The organism is Nonomuraea sp. NPDC049784, from assembly GCF_040659615.1.
GTDB lineage: Bacteria > Actinomycetota > Actinomycetes > Streptosporangiales > Streptosporangiaceae > Nonomuraea.
In genome coordinates this window covers 1-10,793 of sequence record NZ_JBFAMX010000338.1, presented here as the reverse complement: position 1 = coordinate 10,793, position 10,793 = coordinate 1, and the positions used below count along the sequence as shown (strand labels likewise).

Genomic DNA, 10,793 nt, shown 5'->3' with positions numbered 1-10,793 from the left:
GGCGGAGCCCGGGGAGCGGCTCAGCACGGCGTGCGCGGCGGGGGCGTTCGCGGTGACCTCCCAGGGCGACTGGGAGAGCCTTCCGCGGCGGGCCGATCTGGGCCTGTTGCGGCGGCCCGCCGACGGTGTGAGCCGGTGATCACGCGGCGCGGATCCTGGTGACCTCCTTGCGGTACTGGCGCTTGCCCACCAGCGTCCAGAGCACGCGGGCGGGCAGCGGCAGCAGGCCGAGGAACGCCTGGCGCTCCCAGCTTGTGGCGTCCTCCAAGAGCGCGCCGAGCTGGATGAGCAGCCGGTCCTTGGACAGGTGGGAGCGGCCGTACTCACCGAGCCGGTCCCACTCCTCCTTGGTGATGTGCTCGGCGACCAGCGGCAGGATCCGCTCCTCCTCCTGATCGAGGTGGACCACGAGGTCGGCGTGCAGCCGCTCGAGTACGTGGGCGACCCGCATGCCGCCCTGGGCGGTCTTCCGCCAGGTGGGCAGCAACTCCCGCAGCACGTCGATGTGGTCGGCGACGCTCTCGTGCTGGCGCTCCATGGTCTCGATCAGCTCGGCCTCGAACGAGACCCGCTCCAGCAGCAGCGGCCAGAGCAGCTTGTCCTCACCCTCGTGGTGGTGGTGCAGGCCGTCGAGGACCTCGGTGACGTAGGAGGCCAGGATGGCGGCCCTGTCGGTGTCGCCAGGGGTCGCCCGGCGGATGAGCTCCGGGGCGAGCTTGAGTTCGCGGCGAAACAGGCGGTGTACGACCACCATCTCCCAGATGGCCGGCTTGTCGTTGATGTTCACGCGGACAAGGGTGTGGCCCGTCGATTGCCGAATAGTTGCGTTCCAATGCGACCCTTAGCATGAGGTCATGAAGCGCGCCCTGGGGGAGCTCGAATCCACGATCATGGACAGGATGTGGTCCTACCGCAGGCCGGCCTCCGTCCGTGACGTGCTCGAGGACCTCCGCAGGGAGCGCGAGATCGCGTACACCACGGTCATGACCGTGATGGACAAGCTCCACACCAAGGGCCTGCTCAGGCGCGAGCCGGTCGGCAGGGCGTACGTCTACGAGCCCGTCTCCACCAAGGAGGCCTACACGGCGGAGCTGATGCGCCACGCGCTCGCCTCCAGCGGTAACCAGGCCGCCACCCTGGTCCACTTCCTGGAGCGCCTCACCCCGGAAGAGGCCACCGCGCTGGAGGCCGCTCTCCAGGTCTACCCACCGAAGAGCCGCCGCGACTGACCTTCCGCGCTCCCGAGCCCGCCGAAGGCGGTTTCCGAGGGCGAGTGGCCCGCCGGCCACTACGATCGCTGGCGTGGCGCGGGCGCGTCGAGAGGAGCGGGATGGAGACCTTCACGAGCTGGCCCTCCTGGCCGAAGGCGGAAGAACCGCTGGCCAGGGCGCTCCCGCCGGAGACCGTGGACGCGCTGCGCGCGGCGGTCGCCTTCGCTCGCGAGAAGCACGGGCTGCAGCAGCGGCCCACCGGGCGCCCGTACCTCGAGCATCTGCTGGAGGCCCTGGAGGTGGCCGTGGCCGGCGCCGGGGTGACCGACGGGGACGTGCTCGTGGCGATCGTGCTGCACGACGTGCTGGAGGACACGCCGTGCACTGAGGCGGAGATCGTACGGCGGTTCGGCCCCCGTGTGGCGGAGTTCGTGGGGTGGGTGACCAGGCCCCGGGGCATCGCGAAGGCCGACTACCTGGGCTCCCTCGTCAAGGCGCCGCCCCAGGCCGTGCTCGTGAAGCTGGCCGACCGGGTGAGCAACGTGCAGGAGCTGCAGCGGATGCCGTGGCGGTTCCAGCGGCGCTACTACCTGGAGACCGTGGCGTACATCATGCCGCTGGCCGGGGTCCACCCCTGGTTCGCCGCGTGGTACGGGGAGTGGCGCCGGCGCTGGCATCGCCGCGTGGAGCGCCTCAGCGCGTACTAGCCTCCGATCCTGGCGACGCGGTTGCGTACGCCCTCGAAATGGGCGTGCACGGCGGCCACCGCGGCGGCCCGGTCGCCTCGCAGGACGGCCGTGTAGATGTCGCGATGGCGCCTGACCACGTCGCCCGGCGGTTCGTCGGGCGCCCCCAGCTCGTCGCGGAGCTGGTAGTAAACGTCCCAGAACGCGCCCAGGAGCTGGCTCACCAGCGGGTTGCCGAGCGGCCGGTAGAGGAGGTCGTGGAAGAGGCGGTCGGTCTCGGGCGAGACGAGGCCGGCCTGCGCCTCGGACTCCATCCTGGCGATGACGTCGGCGATCGGCGTCAGGTCGACCTCCGGCCCCAGCTCGATGAGCCGCTCCACGAGGCCGGACTCCAGGATCTCGCGGATCTCGACGAGGTGCGCCAGGTGGTTCTTGCCGTTCTGCAGAGTGATGCGGCTGTGGAAGGCGAGCTCGTCCACGAGCCCCGCCAGCGACATCCGGCCCACGAACATGCCGAACCCGTGGCGGATCTCCACGATGCCGACCGCCTGCAGGGCCTTGAGCGCCTCCCTGATCGAGTTGCGGCTGACCCGCAGCTCCTCCATGAGCTCCGACTCTGTCGGCAGCGGATCGCCGGCCACCAGCCCGCGCCGGACGATCAGGTCCTTGACGCCCTCCTGGGCCTCCACGGCGCGGCTCTGCCGCACCGGACGCGGGACAGCGGTCATGAAAAATCCTTTCGTCGTAGGTAACATTCCGGAAATCTTCTGTTGACCTCAAGCCGGAGCAGCATCTAGCGTCCACGTTACGGTAAAGATAGGACATGGGATGTCCCACGTTCTACCCTTCAGGAGGCATCCGTGAGCTCTGAGTTCAGCCGCCGTGACTTCCTGCGTTACAGCGGGGCGACGGGTGCAGCGGCGTTCGTCGCGGCGACACTCGCTGCGTGTTCCGGCGGTCCGGCCTCGACCGGCTCGGTCGGCGCCGGATCCAACAAGGACCTGATCACCGCCGTCATCGGGTACGGCAACGACCAGAGCTGGGATCCGACGCAGACCGCTTCGGCGTTCGCGATGGCGGGGATCCAGCACATCTACGAGGGGCTGCTCGACACCGACCCAATCACGCGCGAGCCGTACCCGGCCCTGGCCACCGCCCTGCCCACCGACCTGAACGCGACCTCCTGGAAGTTCACGCTCAGGGACGGCGCCAAGTGGCACGACGGCCAGCCGGTCACCGCCGACGACGTGGTCTTCACCTTCGAGCGGATCCTGGGCCCAGAAAACGTCCTGGCCGGTAACTTCTTCAAGTCCTGGCTCCAGGAGGTGAAGAAGATCGATGACAAGAACGTCGAGCTGGTCTTCAAGTTCCCGTTCCCCGACGCCGCGCCCAGGCTGACCATCGCCAAGATCATGCCCAAGCACGTGTTCAGCCAGGCGGGCGCGTGGGACAAGGCCAAGAGCGGCATGACGATGGGCTCGGGGCCGTACAAGCAGACCGCCCACAACCCCAAGTCCAACACCACCTTCGAGGCGTTCGACGGCTACAACGGCCCGCGCCCGGCCACGGCCAAGAAGATGAACTGGCTGACGATCGTGGACGCCGCCGCCCGCGTGGCCAAGATCTCCGGCGGCTCGGCCGAGGCGCAGATCGCCGACAACATCCCGTACGCCAACGTCGACCAGCTCAAGCAGCAGGGCCTGACGGTCGAGGGCGGCAAGGGCATGAACCACATGTTCCTGATGTTCAACACGGGCGCCAAGCCGTTCGACGACGTACGGGTGCGCCAGGCGCTGCACTACGCGATCGACAAGCAGAAGATGATCGACGTGGCGCTCAAGGGCCACGGCACGGCCTCCAGCTCCTTCCTCAACGAGGGCAACCCCGACTACAAGCGGGCCTCGGTCGTCTACGACTACGACCCGGAGAAGGCCAAGGCGCTGCTGGCCGAGGCCGGGGTGAAGAACCTCACGATCAACCTCATGGCCGTGAACGTGAGCTGGATCGCGGACTGCCTGCCCACGATCGCCTCCTCCTGGGAGGCCGTCGGGATCAAGACGACGCTGGAGCCGCAGGACACGGCCGCGCTGTTCGCCAAGATGGACCAGTTCCAGGACTACCAGGTGGTCGCCGCCGCCTCGAACCCCAACCAGTTCGGCATGGACGCCGACCTCATCCTGCACTACAACTACGTGCCCGGCGGCCTGTGGATGAAGTACAGCCACTGGGACGGCAGCGCGGACGCCAAGAAGTTGTTCGCGATGATGGACGAGGCCAGCAAGGAAACCGACAAGGCCAAACGGACCGAACTTATCCACAAATATCTGGACTTCGTGGCTGAGCTGGCCATCCTCTACCCGGTCGTCCACAACGAGCTGATGACCGCCTGGGACCCGAAGAAGCTCTCGGGCATCCGCGCCCAGCCCTACCCGGGCATCAACCTGCTGCAGGCCAAGAGGACATGACGCTCGTCGCCAGGATGCTGCTGCGGCGGCTCCTCATGCTGATCCCACTGCTGCTCGGCGTGGTCGCGTTCGTCTTCATCGTGATGCGCTTCTCCAACAGCAAGCCGGAGTACGCGTACTTCCAGGGCGCGAACCCGACCCCCGAGCAGATCCACCAGTTCCAGGTCGAGAACGGCCTGCTGGACCCGCTGCCCCTGCGTTACGTCCGGTTCGTCGGGGACCTGGCCCAGGGCGACATGGGCACCAGCGTGCTCACCAAGAAGCCGGTGCTGGAGTCAGTCACGACCGCGCTGCCGCTGACGTTGCAGCTCACGTTCCTGGGCCTGGCCGTCGCCGTGGTGCTGTCGCTGGTGTTCGGCGTCACCGGGGCGTTGTTCCGCGACCGCTGGCCGGACCAGGTGATCCGCGTGGTTTCGCTGATCGGGGTGGCGGCGCCGTCGTTCTGGCTGGCGCTGCTGATGATCCAGTACCTGGCCGTCGGCGAGGGCCTCTTCCCGACCGGCGGCTACATCAACCCGGCCGACTCCACGGCCGGGTGGCTGCAGTCGATGACGCTGCCCGCCCTGTCGCTGTCGCTGCCGATCGCCGCCCAGCTCACCCGCATCATCCGCACGTCGATGGTGGAGGAGCTGGACCGCGACTACGTGCGTACCGCGATCGGCAGCGGCCTGCCACCGATCGTGGTGGTCGGCAGGAACGTGCTGCGCAACGCCCTGATCACCCCGCTCACCGTGCTCGGCCTGCGCGTCGGCTACCTGATCGGCGGCACCGTGGTCATCGAGACCATCTACGGCCTGCCCGGCATGGGCCAGCTCATGATCAGCGCTGTGCTCAACGGCGACCCGGCCGTCGTCCAGGGCGTGGTGCTGACCATCGCGGTCGGCTTCATGGTCGTCAACCTGGTCGTGGACATCCTCTACCTGCTGGTCAACCCCCGCCTCAGGAGCGCCACATGAGACGTGGACTGACGGAACGGCTTTCCCGCCCCGGAGTGGGCCTCCGCAGGCTCAAACCCCTGTCATGGGTCGCGGTCGGCATCGTGGCCGTGGTCGTGCTGGCCGCGCTGCTGGCGCCGTGGATCGCGCCGCACTCGCCGTACTTCCAGGAGGCCGCGGGCGGCGGCCCGTCGGCCGCGCACTGGATGGGACTCGACAGCGCCAACCGCGACATCCTGTCCAGGCTCCTGTACGGGTCCCGCTGGTCGCTGATCATCGGCCTCGGCGCGACCGGGCTCGCCCTGGTGGCCGGGGCGGTCGTCGGCGCGGTCGCGGCCACCTCGCGCAGGGCCGTGGACGAGACCATCATGCGGCTGCTCGACGTCATCATGGCCTTCCCCGGCATCGCGCTGGCGGCCGTGCTGGTGGCGGTGTTCGGCGGCAGCATCCCGGTGCTGGTCATGGCCATGGCCTTCCTCTACATGCCGTCCGTGGCCAGAGTCGTGCGGGCCAACGTGATCGCCCAGTACGGCGAGGACTACGTGGCGGCCGAGCGGATCATCGGCGCCCGCACGCCGTACATCGTCGTCAGGCACGTCGCGATCAACTGTGCGGCGCCGGTGCTGGTGTTCTGCACGGTGATGGTGGCCGACGCGATCGTGTTCGAGGCGTCGCTGTCGTTCATCGGCGCCGGCGTGCGCCCGCCGAACCCCTCCTGGGGCAGCGTCATCGCCGACGGCAAGAACATGGTGCTGCTCGGCGGTTGGTGGGCCACGGTCTTCCCCGGCCTGATGATCCTGCTCACGGTGCTCGCGCTCAACATCCTCTCGGAGGGCATCTCGGACGCCTGGGCCGCGCCCGCCGCCCGCAAGACCGTCACCAAGAAGGACGACGCGTTCGAGCAGGCCAGGCCCGGGTCCGGCGAGGTGGTCGAGCTGCCGGGGCTGGCCGAGGCCGCCCGCAGGCTGGCCGAGCGCGCGCGCCCGCTCCCGCAGGGGCCGCCGGTCCTCTCGGTGGAGCGGCTGCGGATCGGGTTCGCCGACGGCGTCGACATCGTGGACGGCATCGGCTTCGAGGTGCATCCGGGTGAGGTGCTCGGCCTGGTGGGCGAGTCCGGCTGCGGCAAGTCGCTGACCGCGCTGACCATCATGGGCCTGCAGCCCCGCGACGCCCGCGTCAGCGGCCACGTCCGCTTCGACCAGCGAGAGCTGCTCTCCGAGTCGCGCCGCGCCCGCCGCCGCCTGCTCGGCCACGAGATGGCGATGATCTACCAGGACGCCCTCTCCTCGCTGAACCCGGCCATGACCATCAAGGCCCAGCTCAAGCAGCTCACCCGCCGCGGCGGCCGGCGCACCCCCGCCGAGCTGCTCGAACTCGTCGGCCTCGACTCCCGCCGCACGCTGTCCTCCTACCCGCACGAGCTGTCCGGCGGGCAGCGGCAACGGGTGCTGATCGCGATGGCGCTGTCGCGCGAGCCGAAGCTGATCGTGGCCGACGAGCCCACCACGGCGCTCGACGTGACCGTCCAGGCGCAGGTCATCGAGCTGCTGCTGAAGCTGCGCGAGGAGCTGGGGTTCGCGCTGATCCTCGTCTCGCACGACCTCGCGCTGGTCGCCGACGTCACCGACCGCGTGGTCGTCATGTACGGCGGCCAGATCGTCGAGACCGGCGCCACCGCGGCCCTCGTCGGGGCGCCCGCCCACCACTACGCCCGCGGCCTGCTGGGCTCGGTGCTGTCGCTGGAGTCGGGAGCCGAGCGGCTCACCCAGATCCGCGGCGTGGTGCCCGCCCCGGCGGACTTCCCGCCCGGCTGCCGGTTCGCCGACCGGTGCCCGATGGCCACGGACGTGTGCCGTACCGAGACCCCGGCGCTGGAGGGGGACGCGACACATGCGGCGGCCTGCCACCATCCCGCGGTGTCCCTCGTGAGGAGTGAGCAGAGTGCTTGAGCTCAAGGACGTGCACGTCGTGCACAAGGCCCGCTCGGGCGGCCTGCTCTCCCGCGACCGCGTCTATGCGCTGACCGCGGCGGATCTCACGGTGAGCCCCGGCGAGACCGTCGGGGTCGTGGGCGAGTCGGGGTGCGGCAAGTCCACCCTGGCCAAGGTGCTGGTCGGCCTGCAGCGACCGACCCAGGGCACCGTGACGTTCCACGGCAAGGACCTGTGGTCGCTGAAGGAGGCCGAGCGGCGCGGCCTGATCGGGTCGAGCATCGGGATGGTCTTCCAGGACCCGTCCACGGCGCTCAACCGCCGCCTGCCCGTCAGGCAGATCCTGCGTGACCCGCTCAACGTGCACCGCCGCGGCACCCCGGCCGAGCGCGACGCCCGCGTACGCGAACTGCTCGATCTGGTGGGCCTGCCCGCGAGCGTCGCCGACGCGCTGCCGAGCCAGCTCTCCGGCGGGCAGCGCCAGCGCGTGGCCGTGGCCAGGGCGCTCGCGCTCGAGCCCGAGCTGATCGTGGCCGACGAGCCCACCAGCGCGCTGGACGTGTCGGTTCGCGCCCAGATACTCAACCTGCTGCTCGACCTCAAGGAACGGCTCGGGCTCGCGCTGGTGTTCGTCTCGCACGACATCCAGACCGTCCGCAGGATGAGCGACCGCGTCGTCACCATGTACCTGGGCAGGATCGTCGAGCAGGCGCCCGCGCAGGCCATGCCGCTGGGCGCCCGCCACCCGTACACGCGGGCGCTGTTCTCCGCGACCCCGGGACTGATCTCGCCCATCAACCCGATCCCGCTCGTGGGCGCCGTGCCCTCGGCCACCAAGCCGCCGAGCGGTTGCCCGTTCCGCACCCGGTGCTGGCGGGCAGACGACATGTGTGCCGCGGATTGGCCCGCGGCGCAGGCCGAAGACGACCACCTCTTCCACTGCCACCATCCGGTGGCGGCGGGAGCGACCGATGTAGAGCTGATCCAGGAGCGCGTATGAGTTTGACGGGCGTCATCCCCCCGGTTTGCACCCCTTTGACCCCCGACTACGAGGTGGACGCCGGTTCGCTCGCCCGGCTGGTCGACCACCTGCTGGACGGCGGTGTCGACGCGCTGTTCGTGCTGGGCTCGTCGTCGGAGGTGGCGTACCTGACGGACGCGCAGCGGCGGGTGGTGCTGGACACCGTGGTCGGCCACGTGGGCGGGCAGGTGCCGGTGCTGGCCGGGGTGATCGACATGACGACGCCGCGCGTGATGGAGCACGTGCGGGTCGCGGTCGAGGCCGGGGCGTCGGGGGTGGTGGCGACCGCGCCGTTCTACACGCGTACGCATCCGGAGGAGATCCGCACCCATTTCCGTACCGTCGCCGCCGGCGGCGGGCTGCCGGTCTACGCCTATGACCTGCCGGTTTCCGTACACACCAAGCTGAGCGCCGACCTGCTGCTCGAGCTGGCGGCCGAGGGGGCGCTGGCCGGGGTGAAGGATTCCAGCGGCGACGACGGCGGGTTGCGGCAGGTCATCATGGGTCGCGAGGCGCCGTTCAGCGTGCTCACCGGGTCCGAGGTGACCGTGGACTCGGCCTTGTGGATGGGCGCCGACGGCGTGGTGCCCGGGCTGGGGAACGTGGACCCGCAGGGGTACGTGGAGCTGTACCGCTGCGCCGTCCGCGGTGACTGGGAGGCGGCCAGGATGGAGCAGGAGCGCCTGGTCAGGCTGTTCGAGATAGTCCGCGTCGGTGGCACGCGCATGGGCGGCAGCTCGTCCGGCCTCGGCGCTTTCAAGGCCGCACTTCACCTCCGCGGCGTCATCGACTGCCCGATCACCGCGCTCCCGCAGATTCCACTGAACGACGACGAGGTCGGCCGGATCGGCAAGCTCCTGGCTGCCGCCGGGCTGCTCTGAGCTATGCCGTACCGGCCAGCTGGGCCACGTCCTCGGCACCGTCCTCGATCAACTTCGAGGCCAGCTCCGACAGCGCCCGCCCGACGGCCAGCTCGTCCCCGATCCCGGGTACCGGCCGGTCGCTGGGATTGCGCCTGGCGTGGGCCACGCTCTCGTGCCGCTTGCCGTCAGCCGTGAACAACACTGCCGTGGCCGTGGTCACGGCGTCGTTGTCGTCTTCACTGATCCAGATCTGTACATTCCACTGCTTGTAATCCATGGAGGACCACCTCCCTACCTTCGAGGATCTCTCGTACGAGCCCAAAGGTAAAGGTCAGGCCCCTGGAGCGGCCCTCCTCCGGCACGGGACCCGTGGCTGATCAGGGAGACTGAGAATATGGCCGAGATCGCCGTCGCCGACGGCTCGTGGACGTTCAACGGCGAGTTCCTGCGCATCGTCCCTGGCAGTGACAAGGACGTGCATGAGCTGCGCAGGACGCTGGGCGAGCTGATAGTCCCGCTCGAGGCGGTCGCGAGCGTGACGTTCGAGCCGTCACGCAAGGGCGGCCACGTGCGGCTGCGGCTGCGCAAGGGGGCCGATCCGCTGTCGGACGCGGTGGCGGGGCTGCTCGGGCCGCCTGCCGACCCGTACCGGCTGGCCGTCCCGAAGAGCCGCGCGGGCGCGGCCGAATACTTCGCCGACGAGGTCCGCGACACCCTGCTCGTCTACCAGACGCCCACCGCCGCCTGTGAGGACTATCTCCTGCCCGGGCCCTCCGTGCCCATCTCGGCCACGGCGGGAGACGGCACGGCGCTCTTCGACGGGGAGCGGGTGCGCCTGGAGTGGACCGGGTTCGCGAGCTCGGAGAAGGAGAAGGCGGGGCCGCAGGAGTTCCCGCTGTCGGACGTGGCCGGGGTGGAGTGGAAGCCGCAGTCGGGCATGGGATACGGCACGCTCCGCTTCCGCCTCAAGGCCGACGGGCCCGCGCTGTCGCCGCAGAAGGACCTCCGCTGCGTGTCGTGGGGCATCCAGCGGTACGGCGGCGCCACGGCCCTGGTCGCCGCCGCGGTGGTGGCCCGCCTGCCGCGGGCGTCCGAGCTGCCGCCGCCCCCGCCGCCGCCCGTCTCCGACGACGTGCACGACGCGGTGCTGCGCCGCCTGGCGGAGCTCGGGGAGCTGCACCGGTCGGGCGTGCTGACCGACGAGGAGTTCGCGGCGGCCAAGCAGGCCATGATCCGCCGCCTCCAGGAGTCGTGACCGCCCGCAGGCCAGGGGCGTCCTGGCCGAGGAGGGCAACAGCTCGCTCACCGACCGCGACATCACCGCGCATCCGGAGCTGAAGCTGGCCCGCTGGGCCGCCCGCGAGCTCGACCCGTCCGCGGCGGCCACGACCACGATGTAGTGGAGGGCTACTACGGTTGATCCCCCATCAACCGTTCGGAGGATGTTGAAAGCCTCGGCCGGCGACGACTCTCGATACATGACAGTCATCGAAATCGACGGCATGACCAAGAGCTACCGAGGCGACAAGGTCCTGGACGGCGTATCCCTCAAGGTGGAGCGGGGCGAGATCTTCGGCATCGCCGGCCCCAACGGCGCCGGCAAGACCACCACCGTGGAATGCGCGTCGGGCCTGCGGGACCGCGACGGCGGCGTCCTGCGCGTGCTGGGCCTGGACCCGCG

12 protein-coding genes are annotated in these 10,793 nt (G+C 69.9%); 9 read left to right on the top strand and 3 right to left on the bottom strand.

The features are described from left to right. Window positions 1-139: 139 nt before the first annotated feature. Complete coding sequence (locus tag AB0J09_RS41640) at window positions 140-787, bottom strand: hemerythrin domain-containing protein (RefSeq protein WP_360703760.1); 648 nt, start codon at window positions 785-787, stop codon at window positions 140-142. Window positions 788-854: 67 nt separating this feature from the next. On the opposite strand from AB0J09_RS41640, the gene AB0J09_RS41635 reads away from it, so the two are divergent. Both AB0J09_RS41635 and AB0J09_RS41630 read left to right on the top strand, forming a co-directional pair. Further along, window positions 855-1,229, top strand: a complete 375-nt coding sequence (locus AB0J09_RS41635; protein WP_360703757.1) for a BlaI/MecI/CopY family transcriptional regulator — start codon at window positions 855-857, stop codon at window positions 1,227-1,229. 101 nt (window positions 1,230-1,330) lie between these two features. Next, the gene (locus AB0J09_RS41630) at window positions 1,331-1,918 is read left to right on the top strand and encodes an HD domain-containing protein (protein ID WP_360703755.1); all 588 of its coding nucleotides are present in this window, start codon (window positions 1,331-1,333) and stop codon (window positions 1,916-1,918) included. Here AB0J09_RS41630 and AB0J09_RS41625 read toward each other — a convergent pair. Next, window positions 1,915-2,625, bottom strand: a complete 711-nt coding sequence (locus AB0J09_RS41625) for an FCD domain-containing protein (protein ID WP_360703753.1) — start codon at window positions 2,623-2,625, stop codon at window positions 1,915-1,917. The two genes, AB0J09_RS41630 and AB0J09_RS41625, sit on opposite strands and share 4 nt — an antisense overlap. A gap of 132 nt (window positions 2,626-2,757) precedes the next feature. On the opposite strand from AB0J09_RS41625, the gene AB0J09_RS41620 reads away from it, so the two are divergent. Genes AB0J09_RS41620 through AB0J09_RS41600 form a run of 5 tightly spaced genes read left to right on the top strand, consistent with a single transcriptional unit; the run spans window position 2,758 to window position 9,130 of the window. Beyond that, on the top strand, window positions 2,758-4,362 hold the full coding sequence (locus AB0J09_RS41620; protein WP_360703749.1) for an ABC transporter substrate-binding protein: 1,605 nt from the start codon (window positions 2,758-2,760) through the stop codon (window positions 4,360-4,362). Next, complete coding sequence (locus tag AB0J09_RS41615) at window positions 4,359-5,318, top strand: ABC transporter permease (RefSeq protein ID WP_360703746.1); 960 nt, start codon at window positions 4,359-4,361, stop codon at window positions 5,316-5,318. Before AB0J09_RS41620 ends, AB0J09_RS41615 begins: the two co-directional genes overlap by 4 nt. Continuing rightward, window positions 5,315-7,246 (top strand): dipeptide/oligopeptide/nickel ABC transporter permease/ATP-binding protein, encoded by a 1,932-nt coding sequence (locus tag AB0J09_RS41610; RefSeq protein WP_360703743.1) that lies wholly within the window; start codon window positions 5,315-5,317, stop codon window positions 7,244-7,246. The genes AB0J09_RS41615 and AB0J09_RS41610 overlap by 4 nt, the downstream gene beginning before the upstream one ends. After that, on the top strand, window positions 7,239-8,228 hold the full coding sequence (locus AB0J09_RS41605) for an ABC transporter ATP-binding protein (protein WP_360703740.1): 990 nt from the start codon (window positions 7,239-7,241) through the stop codon (window positions 8,226-8,228). The genes AB0J09_RS41610 and AB0J09_RS41605 overlap by 8 nt, the downstream gene beginning before the upstream one ends. Further along, window positions 8,225-9,130, top strand: coding sequence for a dihydrodipicolinate synthase family protein (locus AB0J09_RS41600; protein WP_360703738.1), 906 nt, complete (start codon window positions 8,225-8,227; stop codon window positions 9,128-9,130). Before AB0J09_RS41605 ends, AB0J09_RS41600 begins: the two co-directional genes overlap by 4 nt. 1 nt (window position 9,131) lies before the next feature. On the opposite strand, the gene AB0J09_RS41595 is transcribed toward AB0J09_RS41600, so the two are convergent. After that, a complete protein-coding gene (locus AB0J09_RS41595; RefSeq protein ID WP_360703735.1) occupies window positions 9,132-9,389 on the bottom strand; it encodes a DUF1876 domain-containing protein in 258 nt (85 codons plus the stop codon). 117 nt (window positions 9,390-9,506) lie between these two features. Between AB0J09_RS41595 and AB0J09_RS41590 the strand changes: the two genes are divergently transcribed. Beyond that, window positions 9,507-10,367, top strand: coding sequence for a DUF4429 domain-containing protein (locus AB0J09_RS41590; protein ID WP_360703732.1), 861 nt, complete (start codon window positions 9,507-9,509; stop codon window positions 10,365-10,367). A 223-nt stretch (window positions 10,368-10,590) separates the two neighbouring features. Continuing rightward, on the top strand, window positions 10,591-10,793 hold a 203-nt coding region (locus AB0J09_RS41585; RefSeq protein ID WP_360703729.1), incomplete at its 3' end, for an ATP-binding cassette domain-containing protein.